The sequence below is a fragment of the Pseudomonas sp. Irchel s3a18 genome (assembly GCF_900187535.1).
In the GTDB taxonomy this organism is placed as follows: domain Bacteria; phylum Pseudomonadota; class Gammaproteobacteria; order Pseudomonadales; family Pseudomonadaceae; genus Aquipseudomonas.
This window is the reverse complement of record NZ_FYDV01000007.1, coordinates 159,658-185,259: the sequence shown is the minus strand read 5'-3', so window position 1 is coordinate 185,259 and position 25,602 is coordinate 159,658. Positions and strand designations below refer to the sequence as shown.

Sequence of the window (25,602 nt, the reverse complement as noted above, 5' to 3'; positions counted from 1 at the left end):
TGTCGCTGCCGCACGGGGCCAAGGCAATGGTTGCGTTGCCTGACAATTGACCTCTAAGCTCAGCCTCCAACGATAAGAACCACCCCTCAGAGGTCTCCACATGCCGCAGCCATGGCCCGCCGCCGATATCGCCCAGATGATCCTCGACGGCTTCGATGATTATCGCGAGCATTTCCGCCAGATCACCGATGGCGCCCGGGCCCGCTTCGAACAGGCGCAGTGGCAGGAGGCGCAGGTGGCGTCGGCGGCGCGGATCAACCTCTACGAAGAGAAGGTCGGCGAAGTGGTGGGCCGCCTGCACGCGGCCTTTGCCGCCGAGACGCTGCTGGATGTCAGCAGTTGGCCGCTGGTCAAAAGTGCCTATATCAGCCTGATCGACCTGCGTTTCGACGATGAGTTGTCCGAGACCTGGTACAACTCGACCTTCTGCGGGTTGTTCAGCCACGACCTGATCAGCGACGGCAGCATGTTCATTCACACCACCCGGCCGAGCCTGCGTCGGGCCCGTGCCGCACAAACCCGCACCTACAAGCCCCACGGCCAGCTAACGGGGATGCTGGCGAGTATCTTTGCCGACTACCGCTTCAGCGAGGACTACGCCGACCTCGCGGGTGACCTGCGCCGGCTCGAATCGCAACTGCGCGAGAACCTGCCCGATTGGGTGTGCAAAGACCCGGAGTTGAGCGTCGAGCTGTTTTCTTCGGTGCTCTATCGCAACAAGGGCGCCTACCTGGTGGGGCGCATCTTTACCGCGGACGAACAATGGCCGCTGGTGATTCCATTCCTGCACCGCGAGGGTCGGGGCATCCAGATCGATGCGTTGATCACCGATGAAGCCGACGTGTCGATCATTTTCTCGTTCACCCGCTCGTATTTCATGGTCGATGTGCCGGTGCCGGCGGAGTTCATCGGCTTCCTCAGGCGCATCCTGCCGGGCAAGCACATCGCCGAGCTGTACACCTCGATCGGCTTCTACAAACACGGTAAGTCGGAGTTCTACCGGGCGCTGATCAACCACCTGGCCAACACCGATGACCCGTTCATCATGGCGCCGGGTGTGCGTGGCATGGTCATGAGCGTGTTTACCCTGCCGGGGTTCAACACCGTGTTCAAGATCATCAAGGACCGGTTCTCGCCGTCGAAAAACGTCGATCGTGCGACGGTCATCGAGAAGTACCGGCTGGTGAAAAGTGTCGACCGGGTCGGGCGCATGGCCGATACCCAGGAGTTCGCCGACTTCCGCTTTCCGTTGAGCAAGTTTGACCCGGCGTGCCTGGCCGAGTTGCTGGAAGTCGCCGCCTCCACGGTGCAAGTGGAGGGCGATACGGTGTTGATCCGTCACTGCTGGACCGAGCGCCGGATGACCCCGCTGAACCTGTACCTGGAGAACGCCAACCCCGCCCAGGTGCGCGAGGCGCTGGAGGACTACGGGCTGGCGATCAAACAGTTGGCGGCGGCCAATATCTTCCCCGGCGACATGCTGTTGAAGAACTTTGGCGTCACCCGGCACGGACGCGTGGTGTTTTATGACTACGACGAGATCTGCTTTCTCACCGAAGCCAACTTCCGCCACATTCCACAACCGCGTACCCCGGAAGACGAAATGGCCTCCGAGCCCTGGTATTCCATCGGCCCGCTGGACGTGTTCCCGGAGGAGTTCCCGCCGTTCCTGTTTGCCGATGCCGGCCAGCGCCGGCTGTTCAACCAGTTGCACGGTGAGCTGTACAACGCCGACTACTGGAAAAGCCTGCAAGAGGCGATTCGGGCCGGCAAGGTGATCGACGTGTTTCCGTATCGGCGTAAAGGGGGAGAGCAGCTATAAGCTGCAAGCGACAAGCTTCAAGTTAAAAGCGAATCAGCTTGCGGCCGCATCTCTGTTACTCTTGCCGCTTTTGGCTTAAAGCTTGCCGCTGCTTCTATGACTGACGAATCGCCCTCCATCGACAAACTGCTGAAAAACCTCGATCACGCCATGCTCGCCGACCGTCACCGGTTGCGGCGCCAGTTGCTCGAGCTGCGCAAGAAACCCGACGAAGCCAAGCTGGCCCAGTGGGTGGCGCGCATGCAGGCGTCCTGCGACCAGGTGCTGGCGCGACGTGCCAGCCTGCCGGTGATTCGTTACGACGACAGCCTGCCGATTGCCGCCAAGCGCGATGAAATCAAGGCGGCACTGCAACAGCATCAGGTGCTGATCATTGCCGGTGAAACCGGCTCGGGCAAGACCACCCAGTTGCCGAAGATCTGCCTGGAAATCGGGCGCGGCCAGCACGGCCTGATCGGTCATACCCAGCCGCGCCGGATCGCTGCCCGCAGCGTCGCCAGCCGGGTGGCCGAAGAACTGGCCACGCCGCTTGGCGCCCTGGTCGGTTATCAGGTGCGGTTCGAGGACCAGAGCGATGCCAACACCCTGATCAAGCTGATGACCGACGGCATCCTGCTGGCGGAAACCCAGAACGACCGCTACCTCGAACGCTACGACACGATCATCGTCGACGAAGCCCACGAACGCAGCCTGAACATCGACTTTTTGCTCGGTTACCTGAAAACCCTGCTGCCCCGTCGCCCGGACCTGAAAGTCATCATCACCTCGGCGACCATCGATCTGGAGCGCTTCTCCAAGCACTTCGACGATGCACCGATTGTCGAGGTCTCCGGCCGCACCTTCCCGGTAGACACCTGGTACCGGCCGTTGACGCTGGAGCAGGACGAAGAAGGTAACCGGGTCGAGGACGACCTGACGGTGGATCAGGCGATCCTCGCCACCCTTGACGAAATCGCCGCCCATGAGCGCAGCGAGCGCCGCAGCCCGGGGGATGTGCTGGTGTTCCTGCCGGGTGAGCGCGAGATTCGTGACGCCGCCGACATGCTGCGCAAGGCCCAGCTCAAGCACACCGAGATTCTGCCGCTCTATGCACGGTTGTCGCCGGCCGAGCAGCAGCGAATCTTCCAGTCCCATCCGGGCCGTCGCGTGGTCCTGGCGACCAACGTCGCGGAAACTTCGCTGACCGTGCCGGGCATTCGCTACGTGATCGACAGCGGTACGGCGCGCATTAGCCGCTACAGCTACCGCGCCAAGGTTCAACGCTTGCCGATCGAGGCCATTTCCCAGGCCAGTGCCAACCAGCGCAAGGGTCGCTGCGGGCGGGTCGAGCCGGGCATTTGCGTGCGCCTGTACAGCGAAGAGGACTTTATCGGCCGTCCGGAATTTACCGACCCGGAAATCCTGCGCACCAACCTCGCGGCGGTGATTTTGCAGATGCTCCATCTGCGCCTGGGCGAGATCACCGATTTCCCGTTTATCGAACCGCCGGATGGCAAGGCCATCAGCGACGGCTTCAACTTGCTGCAAGAACTCTCGGCGGTGGACCGCAACAGCCAGTTGACCCCGTTGGGCCGTCAGCTGGCGCGCTTGCCGGTGGACCCGCGCATGGGTCGCATGCTGCTGGAAGCCGCGAAACTCGGCAGCTTGCAGGAAGTGCTGATCGTTGCCAGCGCCATGTCGATCCAGGACCCGCGCGAGCGGCCACCGGAGCGGCAACAGGCCGCCGACCAGGCCCACGCACAATGGAAGGATGTGGATTCGGACTTCGCCGGGCTGGTCAATCTGTGGCGCGGTTTTGAAGAGCAGCGCCAGGCCCTGACGGCCAGTCCGTTGCGCAACTGGTGCCGCAAGAATTTCCTGAACTACCTGCGCTTGCGCGAGTGGCGCGACTCCCATCGTCAGTTGAGCCTGATCTGCCGCGACATGCAGCTGTCCCTCAATAAAGAGCCGGCGGATTATCCGAAGCTGCACAAGGCTGTGTTGTCCGGCTTGCTCAGCCAGATCGGCCAGAAGACTGACGAGGGCGATTATCTCGGTGCGCGTCAGCGACGCTTCTGGATTCATCCGTCCTCGGGGCTGGGCAAGAAGCGTCCGCAATGGTTGATGACCGCCGAACTGGTGGAAACCACCAAGCTCTATGCGCGCATGGTGGCCAAGATCGATGCCGACTGGATCGAACCCCTGGCCGGGCACCTGATCAAGAAAAATCACTTCGAACCCCATTGGGAGAAGAAGCGCGGACAAGTGGTGGCTTACGAACAGATCACCTTGTTCGGGCTGATCATCGTCGGTCGCCGGCCGGTGCACTATGGGCCGATCGACCCTGGGGTTTCCCGCGAACTGTTTATCCGCGAAGCCTTGGTACGTGGTGAAATCCAGTCCAGGGCCAAGTGCCTGTCGGCCAATGCGCAACTGCTCGAACAGCTCGATGAGCTGGAAGCCAAGGCCCGGCGCCGCGACATTCTGGCGGACGAGGAAACCTTGTTTGCCTTCTACGAAGCACGCCTGCCCGCCGAGATTCATCAGACCGCGACCTTCGACAGCTGGTATCGGGTCAACAGCCAGAAAGACCCGCAGCTGCTGATTATGCGTGAAGAGGACGTGCTGGCCCGCGAAGCCAACGAAATCACCGCCGCGCATTATCCGGACACCCTGCGCCTGGGGGACCTGACGCTGCCGTTGAGTTATCACTTCGAGCCCAACCACCCGCGTGATGGCGTGACCCTGCGGGTGCCGGCACCGTTACTGCCGATGCTGCCGCCGGAGCGCCTGGAGTGGCTGGTGCCGGGGGTGATCGAGGCCAAGTGCATCGCCTTGGTGCGCAACCTGCCCAAGGCCTTGCGCAAGAACTTTGTGCCGGTGCCCGACTTCATCAAGGCCGCGTTGCAACGCATCACCTTCGCTGAAGGTTCGCTGCCGCAAGCGCTGGGTCGCGAGCTGTTGCGCATGACCGGTGCGCGGGTCAGCGATGAAGCCTGGGCCGAGGCGGCGCAGCAGGTGGAAAGCCATTTGCGGATGAACCTGGAAATCGTCGATGGCCAGGGCAAGTTCCTCGGCGAGGGCCGCGACCTGGCCGAGCTGACGGCACGTTTCGCCGAGGCCAGCCAGGCGGCGTTGGCCGTGCCGCAAACTGCTAAAAGCCAGCAGCCGGTGGAGGCGAAAGTCTTTGCCGCCGTGGCTGAGAAAACCCAACAGAAGATCGCCGGGTTGTCGATGACGGTCTATCCGGCGCTGGTGGAGGAGGCGGGCACGGTCAAGGAAGGGCGTTTCTCCACCCCGGCCGAAGCCGAATTCCAGCACCGTCGCGCCTTGCAGCGCCTGCTCATGCAGCAACTGGCCGAACCGGCGAAGTTCCTGCGCGGCAAACTGCCGGGGCTCACTGAACTGGGGTTGATGTACCGCGAACTGGGGCGCATCGACAGTCTGGTGGAAGATATCCTGCTGGCGAGCCTGGACAGCTGCATTCTTGATGGCGAAGCCAGTTTGCCGCGGGACGGCGCCGGCCTGGCCTCGCTGGCCGAACGCAAGCGTGGCGCCTGGACCGAACACGCCGAGCGCCTGGCCCGATTGACGCTGGAGATTCTCAAGCACTGGCACGCGCTGCAGAAGCGCTTCAAGGGCAAGATTGACCTGGCCCAGGCTGTGGCCTTGAACGATATCAAGCAGCAGTTGAGTCATCTGGTGTACCCGGGCTTTGTCCGTGAAACCCCTATGCAATGGCTCAAGGAGCTGCCGCGCTACCTCAAGGCAGTCGAGCAGCGCTTCGAGAAACTCGGCGCGCAGGTGCAAAAGGATCGGGTCTGGAGTGGCGAACTGAGCGGGCTCTGGGCGCAATACCAGGCTCGCGCCAGCAAACACGCTCAGGAAGGCAAGCGTGATCCTGCGCTCGAGTTGTACCGTTGGTGGCTGGAGGAGTACCGGGTTTCGCTGTTTGCCCAGCAGTTGGGGACCAAGGTGCCGATCTCCGACAAGCGCCTGAACAAACAGTGGACGCAAGTCGAGCCTTAAACCTGAGGGAGAGGGCTTGCCGTTGCTCATGCAGAAGGGGCCAAACGCCCGCGTTTATGGCAAACTTCGCGCCTATAAACGCCGGCCCCGCGGTTTTGAGCCTTCGACGGCAAGGGTGGATCGGAATAAAGCGACGCCAGGTTGATTCCCGCTGACGGGATAAGCCCCTTTATGTGTTGGTACGTCGGTGCCAACGTTTTCTGCCTGACCAGATTAGAGAAACGACCATGCATAACGTCGTCATCAGCGGCACCGGCCTGTACACCCCGGCCAACAGCATCTCCAACGAAGAGCTGGTGCAGTCTTTCAATACCTATGTCGCCCGGTTCAATGCCGACAACGCCGATGCCATTGCGCGCGGCGAGGTCGAGGCGCTGACCGAGTCCAGCGCGGCCTTTATCGAAAAGGCTTCCGGGATCAAGAGCCGCTTTGTCATGGACAAGGAAGGCATCCTTGATCCGGCACGCATGGCTCCTCGCCTGCCTGAACGTTCCAACGACGAGTGGTCGGTGCTGTGCCAGATGGCCATTGGCGCTGCCGAACAGGCCCTGCAACGCGCCGGTAAAACCGCGGCGGACATCGACGGTGTGATCGTTGCGTGCTCCAACCTGCAACGCGCCTACCCGGCCATTGCCATCGAAGTCCAGGAAGCCCTGGGTATCGAAGGCTTCGGGTTCGACATGAACGTAGCCTGCTCCTCGGCCACCTTCGGTATTCAGGCTGCCGCCAACAGCGTACAGCTGGGCCAGGCCCGGGCGATCCTGATGGTCAACCCGGAAGTCTGCACCGGTCACTTGAACTTCCGCGACCGCGACAGCCACTTCATCTTCGGTGACGCCGCCACGGCCGTGATCATCGAGCGCGCCGATCTGGCTACCTCTGCGCACCAGTTCGACGTGGTCAGCACCAAGCTGCTGACCAAGTTCTCCAACAACATCCGCAACAACTTCGGTTTCCTCAACCGCGCCGCGGAAGAGGGCATCGGTGCCCGTGACAAGCTGTTCGTGCAAGAAGGCCGCAAGGTGTTCCGTGACGTCTGCCCGATGGTCGCTGAGCTGATCGCCACCCACCTGGAAGAGAACGCCCTGAACGTCAGCGACGTGAAGCGTTTCTGGCTGCACCAGGCCAACCTCAGCATGAACCACCTGATCGTCCGGAAGCTGCTGGGCCGTGAAGCCACCGAAGAAGAAGCACCGGTGATTCTCGATACCTACGCCAACACCAGTTCGGCCGGTTCCGTGATTGCCTTCCACAAGCATCAGGACGACTTGCCCGCAGGTTCCCTGGCGGTGCTCAGCTCCTTTGGCGCCGGTTACTCCATCGGCAGCGTGATTCTGCGCAAACGTTGATGACTGACGACAACCAACTGCTCGAGCGCCTGCTGGCGGGCGAGCAGAGGGCTTACAAGGAACTGGTCGGCACCTATCAAAGTGCGATGCGGGCGGTGGCGTATGCCATCGTCGGCGCGCGCCATGCCGATGAAGTGGTGCAGGATGCCTGGCTGTCGGTGGTGCGTAACCTGGCGGGGTTTCAAGGCCGTTCGAGTCTCAAGACCTGGTTGTTGACCATCACCGCGAACGCCGCGAAAAGCCGCTACAAGCAAAACCGTCGGGAAGTGTTGCTGGACGACTTGCCGTCGCCCCATGGCACCCTCGGGGACGATCGGTTTTCAGCCGCCGACGGTCACTGGCTGGTGGCGCCCTTTGCCTGGCACCAGGACACGCCCGAGGCCTTACTCACCGAAGACGAACTGCGCGAGTGCATGGAGAAGACCTTGCTCAGCCTGCCTGAATTGCAGAGCAGCGTTCTGCTGCTGCGCGACCGGCAAGGGCTCGAGTTGGAGGAAATCTGTAATCTTCTGGAGATCTCGCTCTCCAATGTCCGGGTGCTGTTGCACAGGGCACGCCTGAAGGTCTTCGCGACCGTTGAGCATTTTGAGGAAACCGGCCAATGCTGACGTGTAAGGAACAGGTGGCACGCTCCAGTGATTATCTCGATGGCCAATTGAGCTTTCGCGAGCGCTTGATGGTCCGCCATCACCTGATGTTTTGCCCCAATTGCCGACGCTTCGTGCGGCAAATGCGCTTGATGCAGGCGACCTTGCGCGCCATGCCTGAAGAACCGGTACCGGGTGTCGACGACCTGGCTGGACGTCTGGCGGCCGAACGCCAGAAGCACAATACACAGCCCTAGGTTCCACTGAAGGCTGTTGCTTCCTCCCCCGTACCCCCTCTATCTCGCGGCTTTCAGCCCGCTTTTCAACGCGTAGCAGATTTATTTCGATTCGGAGTAAAAAAGTTCCGTTGTCATCAAATCTTTATCTAATGGCAACTTGCCTGCAATGAGCCGTCGCCAAGATCCCCTCCCAACACCAGCGGGCCTGAACCGCGTGTAACCAAGCTTTGACCACCAATTAGGGGAACTTTTCGATGATCCGTAAGCACTTCGCCGGTTTTGCTGCCAGCGTACTGGCCATGGCAGTGACCGCCCAGGCTTTCGCTGGCACCGTGACCACTGACGGCGCCGATATCGTAGTCAAGACCAAGGGCGGCCTTGAGGTCGCAACCACCGACAAAGAATTCAGCTTCAAACTGGGCGGCCGCTTGCAGGCTGACTACAGCCAGTTCGACGGGATCTACACCAAGAACGGTGATACCGCGGATGCGGCCTACTTCCGTCGCGCATTCCTGGAACTGTCCGGCGTGCTGTATACCGATTGGGCTTACACCATCAACTACGACTTCTCCCACAACACCGGTGACTCCGAGAACGGTTACTTCGACGAGGGGTCGCTGGCCTACAACGGCTTCAAGCCGGTCTCGATCAAGGTCGGTCGTTTCGACCCGGACTTCGGCCTGGAAAAAGCCACCAGTTCCAAATGGGTCACCGCACCAGAGCGCAACATGGCCTACGACATGGTCGACTGGGCAAACACCCACCAGAACGGTATGGGCCTGCAAACCTCCGGCGTATTCGCTGATTCGTTCTATGCCTCCGCCGGTGTGTTCAGCAAGGACACCGACGACACCGATGGCAACAGCGTCAAGCAGGTCAACGGTCGCTTTGTCTTCGCGCCCATGCATGAAGGCGGCAATGTGCTGCACTTCGGTGTGAACGTCGCCTCCCGAGATGTCTCCGACACGGCCTTCGATTCCCGTTATCGCACCCGAATGGGCATGCGCGGTGTTGAAACCCAAGGCGGTAACGATGCCGGTTCCAACGGCAACCGTCCGGTGCTGGGCGGCAGTTCCTCGTCGCCGGCCGGCTCCTACTCCCGTGACGATGCATTCGGCCTGGAAGCGGCATTCGCCATGGGCCCGGCCTCGATCCAGGGTGAGTACATCACCCGTAAGACCAAGGCCGACGACAACGCTTATGAAGACATCAAGGGTGATGGCTTCTACGTTCAGGGCGCCTACACCCTGACAGGCGAATCCCGCGGCTACAAAATCGGTAAATTCGATGCGATCAAGCCAGACAACAAATCCATCGGTGCCTGGGAACTGTACTACCGTTACGACAGCATGATCGTCGATGACGACAACGTCACCACCGCCACCCTGACCCGTGACGTTGGCGATGCCGAAGCCCGGGTTCATACCGTCGGCGTCAACTGGTACGCCAACGAAGCGGTGAAAATCTCCGCGGCCTACCTCATGGCCGACACTGACAATGTGACCAACGCCACGGCGGCCAGCGGGACTACCCCGGCAGAGCGTACGGGCGATGACAGCGGCGATGGCTTCGTGCTTCGTGCTCAATACGTGTTCTAAATTGCGGTAACGGCAGCACGAGCTCTTTCTTCATCCGTTAAAGCTCCTTTCGTTTCACCCCGCCTCGGCGGGGTTTTTTTATGACGGCCAATGCCACGGATGGGCGATACTCGGAGGGTCTTGAGGCTGCACCTGCGGGGAACAGAATGCCGTTACACGTTTTGGACAGTTTGTCCGCCATTGCGCCTCAGGAATGGGATGCCCTGGTGCCGGACACCCAGCCGTTCCTGCGCCATGCATTTCTGGGGGCGCTGGAAGACAGTGGCAGTCTCGGCCCCCATTCCGGCTGGCAACCGGAGCACTTGCTGCACATCGAAGACGGCCATCTGCTGGCAGCGCTGCCCAGTTACCGCAAATGGCACTCTTATGGCGAATACGTGTTCGACCATGGCTGGGCCGATGCCTGTGAAAAGGCCGGGATCGCGTACTACCCCAAGCTGTTGACGGCCGTGCCGTTCAGCCCGGTCAGCGGGCCGCGCTTGTTGGCCGCCAAGGTGCAGGATGGCTTCGAACTGCTCAAGAGCCTGCCTGGGTACCTGGAGATCGAGGAACTTTCCAGCGCCCATATCAACTTCACCGATGCCTTTACCGATGCTGCCCTGGCCGAGCAGCCGGGTTGGCTGCAACGTGTCGGCTGCCAATACCACTGGCAGAATCGCGGGTATCGGGACTTCCAGGATTTCCTCGATGCGCTGAGTTCACGCAAGCGCAAGCAAATGCGCAAGGAGCGCGAGCAAGTGGCGGGGCAGGGCATTGAGTTTGAATGGCTAGAAGGGCACCAACTCGACCAGGCACAGTGGGATTTCGTCTATGCCTGCTACGCCAACACCTATGCGGTGCGTCGGCAGTCACCTTACCTGACCCGGGAATTCTTCAGCCTGCTGGCCGAGCGCATGCCCGAAGCGATACGGGTGGTGTTGGCCAAACAAGGGGCGCGGCCCGTGGCCATGGCCTTCAGCCTGGTGGGGGGCGACAGTTTTTATGGGCGCTACTGGGGCTGCCTGGCGGAGTTCGACCGCCTGCACTTCGAGACCTGTTTCTATCAAGGCATGGACTACGCCATCGCCAACGGTTTCCAGCGATTTGATGCCGGCGCCCAGGGTGAGCATAAGTTGATTCGTGGGTTTGAACCGGTGATCACCCATTCCTGGCACTACCTGCGTCACGCGGGATTGAAGGCGGCGGTCCAGGATTTTCTCGAGCGCGAGCGCATCGGGGTGATGGGGTATGCGCAAGAAGCGAGGACAGCCTTGCCATATCGACAGGGCTGACCCTCGCGCCTAGGCGTCGCTTAACTGTCTTCCTTGCCCAGCCAGCGGTACATGACGCCGCCAATCACCGCGCCCAACAGCGGCGCCAGCCAGAACAGCCAGAGCTGTTGAATCGCCCAGCCGCCGACAATCAATGCTGGGCCGGTACTGCGCGCGGGGTTGACCGAGGTGTTGGTGACTGGAATCGAGATCAGGTGAATCAGGGTCAACCCCAGGCCGATGGCGATTGGCGCCATTCCGGTCGGGGCGCGCTTGTCGGTGGCGCCAAGGATGATCAGGATGAACATCGCCGTCATCACCAGTTCGCTGACAAAGCCCGCAGCCATTGAGTAGCCGCCTGGTGAATGTTCACCGTAGCCGTTGGAGGCCAGGCCGCTGGCCAGTTCGAAGCCCGGCTTGCCGCTGGCGATGAAGTACAGCAGGGCGGCGGCAATGATCGCGCCGATCACCTGGGCGATGATATAGGCCGGCAGTTCCTTGGCCGGGAATCGCCCGCCGACCACCAGCCCCAGCGACACCGCCGGGTTGAGGTGGCAGCCAGAGATGTGGCCGATGGCAAACGCCATGGTAAGCACCGTCAGGCCAAATGCCAGGGAAACCCCCAGCAGGCCGATCCCGACCTCAGGAAAGGCCGCCGCCAACACTGCACTGCCACAACCACCCAACACCAGCCAGAACGTACCTACCAACTCTGTAGCCGAACGTTTTAACAGAGACATAAGAGAGAGCCCTTTGGAGTTATCGCGACCGTTTGCCTCCAGCAGATGGACGACAGCACCATCTCCCGAACCTGCCCTGAGTACAGCAGGAATTTTCTGGAATTCCAGTGATCATAAAAACGCCGATGCCCGTGCTTGAGGGGTTGTGATGGTTATCGCAGATCGGGTGTGGGAAGGCGCGGGGATAGCGGACACATGCCTTGTGGCGAGCAAGCTCGCTCGCCACAGGGGGGAGCGTATGGGCTCGACTCAATCGATGCCGACAAACCCTCCGGTCTGGTGTTGCCACAGCCGGGCATACAACCCGCCATGGGCCAACAGTTCGGCGTGGGTGCCGCTTTCGGCGATCCGGCCGTTTTCCAGCACCACCAGGCGATCCATCCGGGCGATGGTGGAAAGCCGGTGCGCGATGGCGATCACGGTCTTGCCCTGCATCAGGGTTTCGAGGCTTTCCTGGATCGCTGCCTCTACCTCCGAGTCCAGTGCCGAGGTGGCTTCATCCATGATCAGGATCGGCGCGTCCTTGAGCAGCACCCGGGCGATGGCGATGCGTTGCCGTTGACCGCCGGAGAGTTTGACCCCGCGCTCACCGACGTGGGCGTCGAAGCCCGTGCGGCCTTCAGCGTCCGACAGCAACGGGATGAACTCGTCGGCACGGGCTTTGTGCGCGGCCTCCCAGAGTTCGGCGTCGGTGGCATCGGGTTTGCCGTACAGCAGGTTGTCACGGATAGAGCGGTGCAGCAGCGAAGTGTCCTGGGTGATCATGCCGATCCGTTCGCGCAGGCTTTCCTGGGCCACATGGGCGATGTTCTGGCCGTCGATCAGGATCTGTCCGTCCTGCAGGTCGTACAGGCGCAGCAGCAGGTTGACCAGGGTCGACTTGCCGGCGCCGGAAGGACCGATCAAGCCGATTTTCTCGCCGGGCCGAATGGTCAGGTTCAGGTCGCCGATGATTCCGCTTTTCTTGCCATAGTGAAACGCCACGTGTTCGAAACGCACTTCGCCACGGTCCACTTGCAGGCGGGGAGCCGGTTCACGGTCAGTGACGCTGATCGGTTGCGCGATGGTTTGCAGGCCGTCCTGGACCATCCCGATATTTTCAAAGATGCCGTTGACCACCCACATGATCCAGCCAGACATGTTGACGATGCGGATCACCAGGCCAGTGGCCAGGGCAATGGCACCGACCGAGATCAGCGACTGGGTCCACAGCCACAACGCCAGGCCCGTGGTGCCGACAATCAGCAGGCCGTTCATGCTGGTGATGACCACGTCCATGCTGGTGACGACGCGTCCGGCCAGCTGGGATTTTTCGGTTTGTTCGGCAATGGCTTCACGGGCGTACTGCTGTTCGAAGTTGGTGTGGGCGAACAGCTTGAGCGTGGTGATGTTGGTGTAGCCGTCGACAATCCGGCCCATCAGTTTGGAACGGGCGTCGGAGGACACCACCGAGCGTTCCTTGACTCGAGGCACGAAGTAGTAGAGCGCGCCGAGGTAGGCGGCGATCCAGGTCAGCAACGGAATCATCAGGCGCCAGTCGGCCTCGGCGAACAGCACCAGTGAGCTGATCGCGTAGATCAGCACATGCCACAACGCATCCACCGCTTGCACCGCGGAGTCGCGCAGGGAGTTGCCGGTTTGCATGATCCGTTGGGCGATGCGCCCGGCGAAGTCGTTCTGGAAGAAATTCAGGCTCTGCTTGAGCACGTAGCTGTGGTTCTGCCAGCGAATCAGGCTGGTCATGCCGGGGCTCAGGGTCTGGTGCACCAGCAGGTCGTGCAGGCCGACGAACACCGGGCGCAGGACCAGCGCGACCACCGCCATCCAGGCCAGTTCAACACCGTGGACCTTGAAGAAGTCGGCGTTCGGTGTGCCCTGGGCCAGGTCGATGATCCGGCTCAGGTAACTGAACAGCGCCACTTCGATCAGCGCACCGAACAGGCCGATGATCAACAGCGCGGCGAAGCTCGGCCAGACCTGGCGCAAGTAATAGGTATAGAAGGGCAGGACTCGATCAGGCGGGGCCGCCGTCGGGGCGTCACGGAATATGTCGATCAGTTTTTCGAAGCGGCGATAAAGCATCAGTCAAACGCCCGCGTGCGGGCTCTCCTTTTTTCGATGCGAGCGGCACGCCGTTCCTTGCGCGGCCGCTCGGGACGCCCTGTACAGCTTAGTCGATGCGCTTGGCCGACTTGATCAGCACCGGGTCGATAGGCACGTTCTGCATGCCTTGTTTAGTGGTGGTCTGTGAGTTGACGATGATGTCTACCACGTCCATCCCCTTGACCACTTTGGCGAACACGGCATAACCGGCATCGCGTCCTGGGTTCAGGAAGTCATTGTCGGCGACGTTGATAAAGAACTGGCTGGTGGCCGAATCCGGATTCGAGGTGCGGGCCATCGACAGCGTGCCGCGTACGTTATGCAGGCCATTGCTGGCTTCGTTCTTGATCGGCTCCTTGGTGTCTTTCTGCGCCATTTGCGGGGTGAAGCCACCCCCCTGGACCATGAAGCCCGGAATCACACGGTGGAAAATGGTGTTGGTGTAGAAGCCGCTGTCGACGTAGGCCAGAAAGTTCTTGGTGCTGACCGGCGCCTTGACCGGGTCCAGTTCGATTTCGATCGAGCCGTTGGTGGTCTCGAGCAATACGTGGGGTGCCTTGGCTGCTTCGGCAGCCATCAGGTTGGCGGCGAACAGGACGGCGCCGGTGGCGAGGGCGATTTTTTTCAGCATGGGTCAGTGATCCTGGGTAGTAGTGTCGACTGTGGTTAGAAAATCAAGCAGGGTCTGGTTGAAACGCTGCGGCTGGTCCAGCGGCGTGGCATGGCGCGAATCCTCGATCACCACCAGCCGCGCATCGGGCAACAGTTTTACATAGGCTTGTTTCAGCGCCACTGGTGTGTAGTCATGGTCGGCGCTGATGACCAGGGTTGGACAGGTGACTTTCGCCAGTCGTTCCTGAACCCCCCAGCCAACAATGGCATTGAAGCTGGCGAGATAAGCACGTTTGTCGTTTTTTGCCCAGCGCTCGGCCATCTTTTGCCGCAGGTCGGCCTGTTCGGGTTTGGGGAACAGTTTGGCGCCCAGGGCCTTGCCAATACTGCCAAGGCTCAGCAGGTGCATCAGGCCCCAGCGCTTGAACCATTGCCAGTAATCGTCTGCGGTGCGGACTTTGACTTGCGGCGCGCTGTTGACGATGGACAGGCTTTTGAGCAACCCCGGCTGGTCCACCGCCAGTTGAAAACCGATCATACCGCCCATGGACAGCCCCACCAGGTGGGCCGGCCCCAGGTTCAGGTGTTCGATCAGCGCGACCAGGTCGGCGCTGAAGCCGGCAATGCTGTAGCGCTCCCGGGGTTTGTCGGAACGGCCATGGCCGCGCACATCGGGAATGATCAGGCGGTAGCGAGCCGAGAGCTCAGGGATCTGCTTCTCCCAGTCCAGCGTGCTCGAGCCCAGCCCGTGAACCAGCAGCAGCGGCGTGCCGTGGCCATATTCCTCGTAGTGCAGCGTGCAACCTTCGTGTTCGAAATAGGCCATGGTGCAACTCCTTGTCAGGCTTGTTCCGGGGCGGCGAAAGGGGCATCCAGCGGCGCGGTATCGAAGGTGCGCAGCAACTCGATGAGAATCTGCGTGGCAGGGCCCAGGGGTTTGTCTTTGTTCGAGTACAGGTAAAAGCTGGGGTTACGGCTGCCGCCCTGGTCCAACGGTAGCAGCTTGAGCAGGCCTTCCTTGAGTTCCCGTTCGATCATGTGCCGTGGTAGCCAGGCAAAACCCAGGCCGCTGCCGACGAAGGTCGCCGCGGTGGCCAGGCTGCCGACGGTCCAGCGCTGTTCGGCACCGAGCCAGCCGACGTCGCGCGGCTGTTGCCGACCGGAGTCACGGATCACCACTTGCAGCTGGCTTTCGAGATCCTGGAAATTCAGCTCGCGGTTCAGGCGATGCAAGGAATGCTCGGGATGGGCGACGGCGACGAACTCGACATGGCTCAGCTCCGCACCCAGGTAACCGGGAATGCTGAATCCGCTGATGGCCAGGTCGGCCACGCCTTCGAGCAGGACTTCCTCGACCCCGGACAACACTTCTTCGCGCAAGCGAACCCGGCAACCTCGGCTCTGCGGCATGAAGGCGGTCAGGGCGCGCACGAGGCGGGCGCTCGGGTAGGCGGCGTCGACCACCAGGCGTACTTCGGCTTCCCAGCCTTGCTCCATGTGGTGGGCCAGGTCTTCCAGTTGACTGGCCTGTTTGACCAGCTGTCGCGAGCGCCGCAGCAGCACACCACCGGCTTCGGTCAACACGGCTTTACGCCCGTCGATGCGCAGCAGCGGCACGCCGAGCTGGTCCTGCATGCGCGCCACGGTGTAGCTGACGGACGATTGCGAGCGGTGCAGCGCTTCGGCCGCTTGGGCAAATCCGCCGTGGTCGACCACGGCTTGCAGCGTGCGCCATTGATCCAGGGTCACGCGGGGCGCTTTCATCATGGGCTCCTCTTGTCCTAAGCTGGCAGCTTCCTTTGGAGGCTGTCGAATGAAAAAAGTCTGTTGTGCGGTGCTGGCGATGTTGCCGTTGAGTGCGTTTGCCTATCCCATCGATGTACAAAAAGAACTCAATGGCCTGGGGGTCGACTACACCACCTACGCGACCGACTACGATATGGGTTCCATCACGCTGAACAACTACGGCAAGACCGACGCCGATTGCACGGTGGTGTTCGCCAACGGCCCGGAATCGCCTCGCACGCGGCGTGTCAGCCTGGTCGCGGGGAAAAGCACCGATGTCACGGCCAAATTCAGCCGCAAGATCATCAAATTGCGCATCGGCCTGACCTGCATCGAGAAGCAATAAGCACTCAAGCGAAGCAGATGCCCATGGCATGCTTCGCTTATAAACGAATTTATTGATGGGTTGTAGCAGTTATTTGCGCTTTTTCATCGATATGACTCTGTTTAATCTCCACTCCATCGACTTACAGCATTCACCGATGGAGGCTACATCCCATGTCCCGCGTTCTGATCATCGAAAGCAGCGCCCGCCAGCAAGACTCGGTTTCCCGTCAACTGACGCAAACCTTCATCAATCAGTGGAAAGCCGCGCACCCGGCCGACCAGATCACCGTCCGTGACCTGGCGAGCCACCCGGTCCCCCATCTGGACGTGAGCCTGCTGGGTGGCTGGATGAAGCCTGCCGAGCAGCGCAACGCAATCGAACAGGCAGCGCTTGAGCGCTCCAACCTGCTGACCGACGAGTTGCTGGCCGCCGATGTACTGGTGATGGCCGCGCCGATGTACAACTTCGCGATCCCAAGCACCCTCAAGGCCTGGCTCGATCATGTGTTGCGTGCCGGGGTGACCTTCAAGTACACCGAGACCGGTCCCCAGGGCCTGCTCAGCGGCAAGCGTGCCTATGTGTTGACCGCTCGCGGCGGCATCTACGCCGGCAGCACCGCCGATCACCAGGAACCGTACCTGCGTCAGGTCATGGGTTTCATCGGTATTCATGACGTCAGCTTCATTCATGCCGAAGGGATGAACCTGGGCGGTGACTTCCAGGAAAAAGGACTGAACCAGGCCAACGCCAAACTGGCCCAGGTCGCCTGATAGGTTAATCGCCCGTTAATCGCTGGATGGTCTAGTGATCTGGCGCAACCCTTCAAGGCTCCACGCGCATCGAACCTCCCTTTGCACTTATTGCTCCTGAGTGCCCTGGCCCGATTGAACGCTTTAGCGAGATCGGGCTTTTTTTTGCCTGGTGTTACCCGGCCTTCACTGTCCGTGGCAAAACCGCTATCGTCGCCGCCACTTTGGACGAGGCGCGTATGGGCTATCTGCTATTTGTCACGCTGATTCAGGCGTTTTCCTTCAGTCTGATCGGCGAGTACCTGGCCGGTCATGTCGACAGTTACTTCGCGGTGCTGGTGCGGGTACTGCTGGCCGGGCTGGTATTCATCCCGCTGACCCGCTGGCGTTCGGTGGAGCCTGCGTTCATGCGCGGGATGCTACTGATCGGCGCCTTGCAGTTCGGGGTGACCTACGTCTGCCTGTACCTGAGCTTCCGGGTGCTGACGGTGCCGGAAGTCCTGCTGTTCACCATTCTCACGCCCTTGCACGTGACCTTGATCGAGGATGCGCTCAACCGCCGCTTCAACCCTTGGGCGCTGGTGGCGGCATTGGTTGCTGTGCTGGGGGCGGCGGTGATTCGCTACGACCGGATCAGTCCGGACTTCCTCATGGGCTTCTTGCTGCTGCAACTGGCCAACTTCACCTACGCCGCGGGGCAGGTGCTGTACAAGCACCTGGTGGCACGCCATCCAAGCGACCTGCCGCATTATCGACGCTTCGGTTACTTCTACCTGGGCGCGCTGGCGGTGGTGCTGCCGGCCTTTGTGCTGTTCGGCAAAAGCGACTTCCTGCCTGAAGCGCCGCTGCAGTGGGGCGTGTTGCTGTTCCTCGGGCTGGTGTCCACCGCACTGGGCCTGTACTGGTGGAACAAGGGCGCCTGCCTGGTCAACGGCGGGACCCTGGCGGTGATGAACAACCTGCATGTACCCGTGGGGCTGCTGATCAATTTGCTGATCTGGAACCAGCATGAAGAGCTGGGGCGGCTGATGTTTGGCGGGTTGGTGATACTGGCGGCGGTGTGGATCAGCCGGTTGGGTGTGCGTCAGACGGCAAGCGCGTCCTGACTTTATACGTGAGCCCTGTGCAGATCGTTCCCGTGTAGCAGGAACGATCTGAGCAAGGAAAAACGGTGTTACCGCATGGACGTTTCCAGCAGCGGGAGATGGCTGGCGCCCAGCACGGCCGGCAGCACCCCGGCGCGCAGGTCATTGCCGCTCGGTTGCTGATACAGGCTCAAGCCAAACTCCGGCAGTACCGCCAGCAGGTAATCGAAGATATCGCCCTGGATGCGCTCGTAGTCGGCCCACGCGGTGGTGCGGGTGAAGCAGTAGATCTCCAGCGGCACGCCCTGGGCGGTGGTCTGCATCTGGCGGACCATGCAGGTCATGTTCGGCTGGATCTCCGGGTGGCCCTTCAAATACGCCAGCGCATAGGCACGGAAGGTGCCGATGTTGGTCATGCGCCTGCGGTTGGCCGACATTGCCGCGACATTGCCCTGGGCTTCGTTCCAGGCCTTGAGCTCAGCCTGTTTGCGGCCCATGTAGTCGGTCAGCAGGCGAACCTGGGTCAGCCTCTGTTCCTCTTCGTCGGTGATGAAGCGTACGCCGCTGGCATCGATGAACAGGCTGCGTTTGATCCGACGACCACCGGAGGCCTGCATGCCGCGCCAGTTCTTGAACGACTCGGACATCAGGCGCCAGGTCGGGATCGAGACGATGGTCTTATCGAAGTTCTGCACCTTGACCGTGTGCAAGGTGATGTCCACCACATCGCCGTCGGCACCGACTTGCGGCATTTCGATCCAGTCACCAACCCGCAGCATGTCGTTGCTGGTCAGTTGCACGCTGGCGACGAACGACAGCAGGGTGTCCTTGTAGACCAGGATGATGACGGCCGACATCGCACCCAGGCCGGACAGCAGCAAGAGCGGTGATCGGTCGATCAGGGTGGCGACGATGATGATCGCGCCGAACACATACAAGACCATTTTCGCCAGTTGCACGTAACCTTTGATCGAACGGGTGCGGGCGTGTTCGGTACGGGCGTAGATGTCCAGCAGGGCATTGAGCAGGGCGCTGATGGCCAGCATCAGGAACAGGATGGTGAAGGCCAGGGCAACGTTGCCGAGAAAGTGCTGGGTGACCTTGTTCATCTCGGGGATCAGGCCCAGGCCGAACTGGATCACCAGCGAGGGCACGATCTGCGCGAGACGATGGAACACTTTGTTTTTGAGAAAGTCGTTGAGCCAGTACATCGCCGGCTGGCGACCGAGCAATTCCACGCCACGCAGGATGAGGTAGCGCGCCGCTCGTCCGACGACCAGCGCGGCGAACAAGAGCAGCAGGAACGCCAGGGCGGAGTAAATCCGCGGGTGTTGTCCGAGGGCATTCCAGAGATCCTGGGTATTGAGCCAGAGCTGTTTGAGATCCATAGGCGAAAACGATTCTTCTGTAGGATGAGACCGGTCGATTAGAGCACTTTAGAAGCATCGAGTTACGGTCTGGGACAAATCAACTGACAAAAAAGCCACTGTTTGCGTTCGATTGCATAAAGAAACTCGGCCTACGCGCTCGAAACCGTTACCCTATGCAGCTGATTTTTTGTATTTCTTCGAGGTAGCACCCGTGTTTTCCCAATTCGCCCTGCACGAACGCCTGCTCAAAGCCGTGGCCGAGCTTAAATTTGTCGAGCCAACGCCTGTGCAGGCAGCGGCTATCCCGCTCGCGCTGCAAGGGCGTGACCTGCGGGTGACGGCACAAACCGGTAGCGGCAAGACCGCTGCATTCGTTCTGCCAATCCTCAACCGTTTGATCGGCCCGGCGAAAGTCCGTGTCAGCATCAAGACCCTGATCCTGCTGCCAACCCGCGAGCTGGCCCAGCAGACCCTGAAGGAAGTGGAGCGTTTTTCCCAGTTCACCTTCATCAAGTCCGGCCTGATCACCGGCGGTGAAGACTTCAAGGTCCAGGCCGCGATGCTGCGCAAGGTGCCGGACATCCTGATCGGTACCCCGGGCCGGATGATCGAGCAACTGAACGCTGGCAACCTCGACTTGAAAGAAGTTGAAGTGTTGGTGCTCGACGAAGCCGACCGCATGCTCGACATGGGCTTTGCCGAAGACGTGCAGCGTCTGGTGGACGAGTGCACCAACCGTCAGCAGACCATGCTGTTCTCCGCCACCACCGGCGGTTCGGGCCTGCGCGAGATGATCGCCAAGGTGCTGAACAACCCTGAGCACTTGCAGCTCAATGCGGTCAGCCAGCTGAATGCGACCACTCGCCAGCAAATCATCACCGCTGACCACAACCAGCACAAAGAGCAGATCGTCAACTGGCTGCTGGCCAACGAGACCTACCAGAAGGCCATCGTCTTCACCAACACCCGGGCCATGGCCGACCGTATCTACGGCCGCCTGGTGGCACAGGAGTACAAGGCGTTTGTCTTGCACGGTGAGAAAGACCAGAAGGACCGCAAGCTGGCGATCGACCGTCTGAAGCAGGGCGGGGTGAAGATCCTGGTGGCCACCGACGTAGCCGCTCGCGGCCTGGACGTGGACGGCCTGGACCTGGTGATCAACTTCGACATGCCACGCAGCGGCGACGAATACGTGCACCGTATCGGCCGTACCGGGCGTGCCGGTAACGATGGCCTGGCGATCTCGCTGATCTGCCACGGCGACTGGAACCTGATGTCGAGCATCGAGCGCTACCTCAAGCAGAGCTTCGAGCGCCGCACCATCAAGGAAGTCAAAGGCACCTACGGCGGACCGAAAAAGGTCAAGGCGTCGGGCAAGGCCGTTGGCGTGAAGAAGAAAAAAACCGACGCCAAGGGTGACAAGAAGAAGTCAGCCGCCAAGGCACCGACCAAGCGCAAGATCGCCAACCGGCCGAAGACCGACGCCCTGTCGCTGGTCAGCAAGGACGGCATGGCCCCGCTCAAGCGCCGCAAGCCGGAAGCTCCGGCCGCTGAGTAACGCGCCATCGCTCGCTGACAACATGTAGCTTGCTGTCAAAAACCCGGACCCTGTCCGGGTTTTTGTTTTTCAGCGATCGGCTTTTTCTCTGCGGTGCCGACCAGCCTCGCGCCTGTCGATCAGATCATGAGTGGCAGCAACTGGTCGGCGCCTGGTCATCGTAGCGATCGTGATGGCGCACCCAATCCATGATTTCGTCCTCGTTACGGCCCTTGGGTGTCAGGTCGAGGTAGTTGTAGGCACCCACCAGCAAGTCCAGGCCCCGGGCGTAGGTGGAGTAGGTGTGGAATATTTCGCCGGCGTCGTTGCGATAAAACACGCTGAGACCGGGGAGTTCCTCTTCGCTGCTGTCGGTTTTTTCGTAGTTATAGGTGGCGGTGCCGGCCGTGACTGCTTCTGCTCGAAGCGAGACGCCGAAGTCGTAGTTGAAGTCGCAGCCTTCGGACGACACCCAGTCGAACTTCCAGCCCATACGTTGTTTGAATGGCTGGAACTCGGCGAAGGGGGCGTGGGACACAGCCACCAGTGCTACGTCATGGTGGGCCAGGTGCTGGTTGGCGCCGTCAATGTGATCGGACAGAAAGGAGCATCCCGGGCAACCCTCGTCCCAACCGGCGCCGAACATGAAGTGGTAGATGACCAATTGGCTGCGACCGCCGAACAGGTCGGCTAGTTTCAGTTCGCCGTGAGCGCCCTGAAACCGGTAGTCCTTGTCGATTTTCACCCAGGGCAGGGCCCGGCGTTCAGCGCTGAGTTTGTCCCGTTCCCGGGTGAAGGCTTTTTCGTGGACCAGGTGTTCGCGGCGCGCGGTGAGCCACTCTTCCCGGGACACGACGGGATGATTCTGGATGTTCATGGTGTTTTCTCCTGCCAGCGGTGGCGAAAATCGACCCGTGCTGTGGGGTTAGACCCTCTTGCACAGAGTAGTCGTCGGGCGCTGGGGGAATTCGACATACCGTCGGTCGGTACAGGGGAGCACTCGGTGCGATACGCCGGATCCGTTCACGTTGGCTGATGGGGGGCTCCAGGGCGCAGACCGCTCAGGAGGCGCCCGCCGCCCTCAAGCACTTCAGTGCGTTGAACTGATCGCGCACCTTGTCGATCCGGTTCTGCAAATGCTGGCGCTGCTCGTCGTTGCTGTCGGCCATCAAGTCGACCAGCAGGGTGCGGGCCTGGACTTCGGCGTTGGCGTAGGCCTGGCGGTAGGCCGGGGTCCATAACGATTCGCGATCCACCAGCAGGGTTTCGATGCGTTGGGCAAAGTCGCTGGTGTGGCGCTGGTCCATCGCCTGGCTGAACAGCGCCTGCCAATGGGCCCGGTTGGCGATCCATAGCCGATTCTGATCGCCCAGGGCGGTGGACCAGGCGAGCACTCGCTGTTGTTGAGCCTTATTGAGTGGGCCGAGCCAGTCGGTCAGGCGCTTGTCCATGCGTTGGCTGCGTCGCTGGATTTGTCGGGCCAGAGGCGGTTTGACGTATTTTTCCTGACGCTCGCGCACATCCTTGGCGAAGGCCTGCTTCATCTCATTGACCTGTTGATCGTTCATCCCGCGCAACAACTCGACCGCCGACGGCGTGATTTGCCGGGCGGTCCGGGCGATGGCTTGCTTGGCTTCCAGGGTACGGGCTTGCAGGGCGGTATCGGTGACCTGACGGGTGCTGACCATTTGTCGGGTGCGGGTGAGCCAGTCCAGGTAGTCGGGCAACTGCGTTGCACAGTGCCATTGCAGGTGCTCTTCGAGACGTTCTTCGAGCCAGTCCTTTTGCTCGCGATCCATGTTCAGGTAATCGTTGAGCGTCCAGGGAATGATCGTGTCGAGGTTGCGGTAGGCCAGGTCCACGCGGTTGCAGGCCGTCAGGGCAAGGCACAGGGGCAGTAGCAGACTCAGGTGTTTCAACCAGCGCGTCATGGGCCAATCCTTGCGCAAGCGTTGTTCTGGTATTTGAACGCAGGATGGACCCGGGCGTTCAGCCAATCAATAGAACCTGTGTTCGGCCTTGAAGGTGAACAAACCATCGCATTGGCTGTTGTGCCCGGAATAGGCACTGCAATCACTGCCATTAAGGCTTGAGTCGCTGTAGATCAGGTTCAGGTCGATGCCCATCCAGGGCCGGGAGAGCTTGACCGACCAATCGTTGAAACCGCTGACATAACCGCCGTCGGCAATCGAAGTCGGGGTAAAGAACCGGTGGGTGGTGTACTTGACGCTGAGCCCTACGCCGAACGGCTGGGTGCCGCTGAGGTCGGCGAACAGGGTGCTGTTGCGCTTGTCCGGATCGTTGCTGAACGCTGCACCGAAGCGGCTGCCCAGCAAGGTAAGGCCGCCGAAAAACTCCTGGCTGTCGAGGGTGTCCAGTTGCGGGTAGCTGTAGTGGATCATGCCCACTTCATAACCCAGGGTCCGGTCGAAAGGGCGCTTGAATCCCACGTACGAGTCGACTTCCAGGTTGCTGGCGGGCGACAGGCCCATGCTCGGGGCCCATTGACCCACATACCAGCCACTGTCATGACTCAGGTCCAGGCCACCATGGAATGAGCCGGTGCTGGACGGCTTGACCAGGCCCTGGGCCATGCTGCGACTAGGGCTTGTGCCTAGTTTGAGGTCATAGTCACCGAGTTCGCGCTGGAAGATCTGTGCATCGGCACTCATGCACACCAGCAGGCCGATCAGTAACGTCGTCAGTTTGAGCATGCTTCACTCTTGAAGGTGCGGCAGGCCTGGCGGTTCATGATGGCGGCCTCTCTACTGGAGTCGGCCTATGTCTGGAAACGCCCGGTCTAGAGCGTTAAAAGCATACCGGCGAATGTCGACGGCTGGCTACCGTTCGTCGATTGACGGGCCAAAAGTCATGGGCTTGTCGATTCGGCGGGCTGACAGGGGGAGGGAGCGGGGAGGGTTCCAGTCCTAGCGCTTCGATGTTCAAAGCGCTTAGGGACCAGGGTGACGCGAGGGGGGTATTACTTTTTGCCCAGGGTAATCTGCTTGGACGGGCCGAATGTCTGGCCACTGACGCCTTTGGCAATTTGCTGGATCTCGCCACCGGATTTGAGGAAAGCAGCAATCTGGTCGTTGATCGATTCGCTGGTTTCAACGGCTGGAGCTGGCTTTGCTTTGCTGTTGGATGCTTTTACACGCATGGCGGCCATTAACCTGTAGAAAATTAACTTGGCCAGCCATCATACAGGAAATGCTTGACAATTGCTTGGTAAATATCTTCCTGGAATAACCGGTGGCGTTCATCGACCAAGCAGAAGTTGCTCTTTGGAATATCACCCTAAGCTACTGTTTTAAATAAGAACCTTGCTCTGAAATATCGCCTGCGCGGGGCAACGATTTCGGTGGCTGCGGCCGCGACGGGCTGACGAGCGGGCCGCGAGCTGACACAAAACCCAGGAAAATAGAGCCTTGCGGCGGTTTTTTCTGCGCAGGCCCTGCGCTCACCCAACGGCGCGAGCAAAAACGGGTAGAATGCCGCCCAAGCAATGAGGGTATTGGAAATGGCTTTAGTCGGGCGTTACAACAGTTTGCAAGTGGTTAAACACACTAACTTCGGTTTATATCTGGACGGTGGCGCGGATGGCGAAATCCTTTTGCCCAATCGTTATATTCCCAAAGATATTCCCAGCGAAGATGAAGACTGGCTGAACGTTTTTGTTTATCTGGACAGCGATGACAAACTCATCGCCACCACAGAAAAACCAAAAGTTCAGGTCGGTGAATTTGCCAGCCTCAAAGTTGTTGAAGTCAACAGCATCGGTGTGTTTCTCGACTGGGGCCTGCCCAAGGACCTGCTGCTGCCGTACTCCGAGGAAAAGCGTCAGATGACCGCGGGTGAATACTGCGTGGTGCATGTCTACCTCGACAAGCACACCCGTCGTATCACCGCGACCGCGCGCCTGGATCGCTATCTGGACAAAACCCCGGCCAACTACACGGCTGGCCAGGAAGTCGACCTGCTGGTGGCCGAAGCGACCGACATGGGCTTCAAGGCGATCATCAACAACAAGCACTGGGGTCTGATCCACAAGAACGAAATCTTCAAGTTCATGCGTGCCGGCAAGGAAGAGAAGGGCTTTATCAAGGAAGTGCGTGCCGACGGCAAGATCAGCCTGAGCCTGCAGCCTGTGGGTGTCGAGGCCGCCACCAGCTTGAACTCGAAGATCCTCGCCAAGTTGCGCGACAATAACGGCACCTTGCCGGTCAGCGACAAGAGCGACCCGGCACTGATCAGCAGCTTGTTTGGTGTCAGCAAGGGCAACTTCAAGAAGGCCATTGGCGCGCTCTACAAGAACGGCCAGATCGTTATTCACGCCGACCGTATCGAGCTCAGCTAAGTTCGATAATCCGGCCGTAGGGCAGGGTGAACCTGACCGACGGCCGGAATGCGTGCCGCACCTGATCATGTGAAGGTCTTGTT

22 protein-coding genes are annotated in these 25,602 nt (G+C 60.5%); 12 read left to right on the top strand and 10 right to left on the bottom strand.

Annotated elements, in window-relative coordinates; translation table 11 throughout:
• Nucleotides 1-100: 100 nt before the first annotated feature.
• The 7 genes from aceK to CKW29_RS12600 all read left to right on the top strand — a co-directional run bounded on the left by aceK (nt 101) and on the right by CKW29_RS12600 (nt 10,874).
• The gene (gene aceK / locus CKW29_RS12630) at nt 101-1,822 is read left to right on the top strand and encodes a bifunctional isocitrate dehydrogenase kinase/phosphatase (RefSeq protein WP_095148608.1); all 1,722 of its coding nucleotides are present in this window, start codon (nt 101-103) and stop codon (nt 1,820-1,822) included.
• Between the two features lie 96 nt (nt 1,823-1,918).
• A complete protein-coding gene (gene hrpA, locus CKW29_RS12625; RefSeq protein ID WP_095148607.1) occupies nt 1,919-5,830 on the top strand; it encodes an ATP-dependent RNA helicase HrpA in 3,912 nt (1,303 codons plus the stop codon).
• Between the two features lie 227 nt (nt 5,831-6,057).
• Nucleotides 6,058-7,179 (top strand): beta-ketoacyl-ACP synthase III, encoded by a 1,122-nt coding sequence (locus CKW29_RS12620; protein ID WP_095148606.1) that lies wholly within the window; start codon nt 6,058-6,060, stop codon nt 7,177-7,179.
• A complete protein-coding gene (locus tag CKW29_RS12615; RefSeq protein ID WP_095145600.1) occupies nt 7,179-7,787 on the top strand; it encodes an RNA polymerase sigma factor in 609 nt (202 codons plus the stop codon). Before CKW29_RS12620 ends, CKW29_RS12615 begins: the two co-directional genes overlap by 1 nt.
• Nucleotides 7,781-8,023 carry an anti-sigma factor gene (locus tag CKW29_RS12610; RefSeq protein WP_095080234.1) on the top strand — a complete coding sequence of 81 codons (243 nt, stop codon included), beginning with the start codon at nt 7,781-7,783 and terminating at the stop codon, nt 8,021-8,023. Before CKW29_RS12615 ends, CKW29_RS12610 begins: the two co-directional genes overlap by 7 nt.
• A gap of 236 nt (nt 8,024-8,259) precedes the next feature.
• Nucleotides 8,260-9,603, top strand: coding sequence for an OprO/OprP family phosphate-selective porin (locus CKW29_RS12605; protein ID WP_095145601.1), 1,344 nt, complete (start codon nt 8,260-8,262; stop codon nt 9,601-9,603).
• A gap of 146 nt (nt 9,604-9,749) precedes the next feature.
• Nucleotides 9,750-10,874 (top strand): GNAT family N-acetyltransferase, encoded by a 1,125-nt coding sequence (locus CKW29_RS12600; RefSeq protein ID WP_095145602.1) that lies wholly within the window; start codon nt 9,750-9,752, stop codon nt 10,872-10,874.
• Between the two features lie 20 nt (nt 10,875-10,894).
• Here CKW29_RS12600 and aqpZ read toward each other — a convergent pair whose 3' ends face one another.
• From aqpZ to CKW29_RS12575, 5 genes are all read right to left on the bottom strand, one after another.
• On the bottom strand, nt 10,895-11,593 hold the full coding sequence (gene aqpZ / locus CKW29_RS12595) for an aquaporin Z (protein WP_095148605.1): 699 nt from the start codon (nt 11,591-11,593) through the stop codon (nt 10,895-10,897).
• Between the two features lie 249 nt (nt 11,594-11,842).
• A complete protein-coding gene (locus tag CKW29_RS12590; protein WP_095145604.1) occupies nt 11,843-13,675 on the bottom strand; it encodes an ABC transporter ATP-binding protein in 1,833 nt (610 codons plus the stop codon).
• Nucleotides 13,676-13,763: 88 nt separating this feature from the next.
• Nucleotides 13,764-14,327: a peptidylprolyl isomerase gene (locus tag CKW29_RS12585; protein ID WP_095148604.1), complete on the bottom strand. Its 564-nt coding sequence runs from the start codon at nt 14,325-14,327 to the stop codon at nt 13,764-13,766.
• Nucleotides 14,328-14,330: 3 nt separating this feature from the next.
• A complete protein-coding gene (locus CKW29_RS12580; RefSeq protein ID WP_095148603.1) occupies nt 14,331-15,134 on the bottom strand; it encodes an alpha/beta fold hydrolase in 804 nt (267 codons plus the stop codon).
• 14 nt (nt 15,135-15,148) lie between these two features.
• A complete protein-coding gene (locus CKW29_RS12575; protein WP_095080403.1) occupies nt 15,149-16,072 on the bottom strand; it encodes a LysR family transcriptional regulator in 924 nt (307 codons plus the stop codon).
• Nucleotides 16,073-16,121: 49 nt separating this feature from the next.
• Here CKW29_RS12575 and CKW29_RS12570 point away from each other — a divergent pair, with 49 nt between their 5' ends.
• The 3 genes from CKW29_RS12570 to CKW29_RS12560 all read left to right on the top strand — a co-directional run bounded on the left by CKW29_RS12570 (nt 16,122) and on the right by CKW29_RS12560 (nt 18,276).
• Nucleotides 16,122-16,439: a 3-phosphoglycerate kinase gene (locus CKW29_RS12570; protein ID WP_095145607.1), complete on the top strand. Its 318-nt coding sequence runs from the start codon at nt 16,122-16,124 to the stop codon at nt 16,437-16,439.
• Between the two features lie 152 nt (nt 16,440-16,591).
• Nucleotides 16,592-17,191 carry an FMN-dependent NADH-azoreductase gene (locus CKW29_RS12565; RefSeq protein ID WP_095148602.1) on the top strand — a complete coding sequence of 200 codons (600 nt, stop codon included), beginning with the start codon at nt 16,592-16,594 and terminating at the stop codon, nt 17,189-17,191.
• 218 nt (nt 17,192-17,409) lie between these two features.
• Nucleotides 17,410-18,276: a carboxylate/amino acid/amine transporter gene (locus CKW29_RS12560; RefSeq protein WP_095145609.1), complete on the top strand. Its 867-nt coding sequence runs from the start codon at nt 17,410-17,412 to the stop codon at nt 18,274-18,276.
• Nucleotides 18,277-18,344: 68 nt separating this feature from the next.
• Here the strand turns inward: CKW29_RS12560 and CKW29_RS12555 are convergent, their stop codons facing one another.
• Nucleotides 18,345-19,643 (bottom strand): mechanosensitive ion channel family protein, encoded by a 1,299-nt coding sequence (locus CKW29_RS12555; protein ID WP_095148601.1) that lies wholly within the window; start codon nt 19,641-19,643, stop codon nt 18,345-18,347.
• Between the two features lie 193 nt (nt 19,644-19,836).
• Here CKW29_RS12555 and CKW29_RS12550 point away from each other — a divergent pair, with 193 nt between their 5' ends.
• Nucleotides 19,837-21,183 (top strand): DEAD/DEAH box helicase, encoded by a 1,347-nt coding sequence (locus tag CKW29_RS12550; RefSeq protein WP_095145611.1) that lies wholly within the window; start codon nt 19,837-19,839, stop codon nt 21,181-21,183.
• A gap of 124 nt (nt 21,184-21,307) precedes the next feature.
• Here the strand turns inward: CKW29_RS12550 and CKW29_RS12545 are convergent, their stop codons facing one another.
• The 4 genes from CKW29_RS12545 to CKW29_RS12530 form a co-directional block, all read right to left on the bottom strand.
• Entirely contained in the window at nt 21,308-22,039 is a 732-nt protein-coding gene (locus CKW29_RS12545; protein WP_095148600.1) for a thioredoxin family protein, read from the bottom strand.
• Nucleotides 22,040-22,223: 184 nt separating this feature from the next.
• Nucleotides 22,224-23,093 carry a DUF6279 family lipoprotein gene (locus tag CKW29_RS12540; RefSeq protein ID WP_095148599.1) on the bottom strand — a complete coding sequence of 290 codons (870 nt, stop codon included), beginning with the start codon at nt 23,091-23,093 and terminating at the stop codon, nt 22,224-22,226.
• Nucleotides 23,094-23,159: 66 nt separating this feature from the next.
• The gene (locus tag CKW29_RS12535) at nt 23,160-23,876 is read right to left on the bottom strand and encodes a TorF family putative porin (RefSeq protein WP_095148598.1); all 717 of its coding nucleotides are present in this window, start codon (nt 23,874-23,876) and stop codon (nt 23,160-23,162) included.
• A gap of 266 nt (nt 23,877-24,142) precedes the next feature.
• The gene (locus tag CKW29_RS12530) at nt 24,143-24,331 is read right to left on the bottom strand and encodes a hypothetical protein (protein ID WP_030131898.1); all 189 of its coding nucleotides are present in this window, start codon (nt 24,329-24,331) and stop codon (nt 24,143-24,145) included.
• A gap of 351 nt (nt 24,332-24,682) precedes the next feature.
• On the opposite strand from CKW29_RS12530, the gene CKW29_RS12525 reads away from it, so the two are divergent.
• On the top strand, nt 24,683-25,519 hold the full coding sequence (locus tag CKW29_RS12525; RefSeq protein ID WP_095145615.1) for a S1 RNA-binding domain-containing protein: 837 nt from the start codon (nt 24,683-24,685) through the stop codon (nt 25,517-25,519).
• The last annotated feature ends 83 nt before the right edge of the window (nt 25,520-25,602 follow it).

Bases quoted from the DNA above. Each gene is read 5' to 3' on its own strand.
- aceK (WP_095148608.1), top strand. From the start codon at position 101: ATGCCGCAGCCATGGCCCGCCGCCGATATCGCCCAGATGATCCTCGAC.
- hrpA (WP_095148607.1), top strand. From the start codon at position 1,919: ATGACTGACGAATCGCCCTCCATCGACAAACTGCTGAAAAACCTCGAT.
- CKW29_RS12620 (WP_095148606.1), top strand. From the start codon at position 6,058: ATGCATAACGTCGTCATCAGCGGCACCGGCCTGTACACCCCGGCCAAC.
- CKW29_RS12615 (WP_095145600.1), top strand. From the start codon at position 7,179: ATGACTGACGACAACCAACTGCTCGAGCGCCTGCTGGCGGGCGAGCAG.
- CKW29_RS12610 (WP_095080234.1), top strand. From the start codon at position 7,781: ATGCTGACGTGTAAGGAACAGGTGGCACGCTCCAGTGATTATCTCGAT.
- CKW29_RS12605 (WP_095145601.1), top strand. From the start codon at position 8,260: ATGATCCGTAAGCACTTCGCCGGTTTTGCTGCCAGCGTACTGGCCATG.
- CKW29_RS12600 (WP_095145602.1), top strand. From the start codon at position 9,750: ATGCCGTTACACGTTTTGGACAGTTTGTCCGCCATTGCGCCTCAGGAA.
- aqpZ (WP_095148605.1), bottom strand. From the start codon at position 11,593: ATGTCTCTGTTAAAACGTTCGGCTACAGAGTTGGTAGGTACGTTCTGG.
- CKW29_RS12590 (WP_095145604.1), bottom strand. From the start codon at position 13,675: ATGCTTTATCGCCGCTTCGAAAAACTGATCGACATATTCCGTGACGCC.
- CKW29_RS12585 (WP_095148604.1), bottom strand. From the start codon at position 14,327: ATGCTGAAAAAAATCGCCCTCGCCACCGGCGCCGTCCTGTTCGCCGCC.
- CKW29_RS12580 (WP_095148603.1), bottom strand. From the start codon at position 15,134: ATGGCCTATTTCGAACACGAAGGTTGCACGCTGCACTACGAGGAATAT.
- CKW29_RS12575 (WP_095080403.1), bottom strand. From the start codon at position 16,072: ATGAAAGCGCCCCGCGTGACCCTGGATCAATGGCGCACGCTGCAAGCC.
- CKW29_RS12570 (WP_095145607.1), top strand. From the start codon at position 16,122: ATGAAAAAAGTCTGTTGTGCGGTGCTGGCGATGTTGCCGTTGAGTGCG.
- CKW29_RS12565 (WP_095148602.1), top strand. From the start codon at position 16,592: ATGTCCCGCGTTCTGATCATCGAAAGCAGCGCCCGCCAGCAAGACTCG.
- CKW29_RS12560 (WP_095145609.1), top strand. From the start codon at position 17,410: ATGGGCTATCTGCTATTTGTCACGCTGATTCAGGCGTTTTCCTTCAGT.
- CKW29_RS12555 (WP_095148601.1), bottom strand. From the start codon at position 19,643: ATGGATCTCAAACAGCTCTGGCTCAATACCCAGGATCTCTGGAATGCC.
- CKW29_RS12545 (WP_095148600.1), bottom strand. From the start codon at position 22,039: ATGAACATCCAGAATCATCCCGTCGTGTCCCGGGAAGAGTGGCTCACC.
- CKW29_RS12540 (WP_095148599.1), bottom strand. From the start codon at position 23,093: ATGACGCGCTGGTTGAAACACCTGAGTCTGCTACTGCCCCTGTGCCTT.
- CKW29_RS12535 (WP_095148598.1), bottom strand. From the start codon at position 23,876: ATGCTCAAACTGACGACGTTACTGATCGGCCTGCTGGTGTGCATGAGT.
- CKW29_RS12530 (WP_030131898.1), bottom strand. From the start codon at position 24,331: ATGGCCGCCATGCGTGTAAAAGCATCCAACAGCAAAGCAAAGCCAGCT.
- CKW29_RS12525 (WP_095145615.1), top strand. From the start codon at position 24,683: ATGGCTTTAGTCGGGCGTTACAACAGTTTGCAAGTGGTTAAACACACT.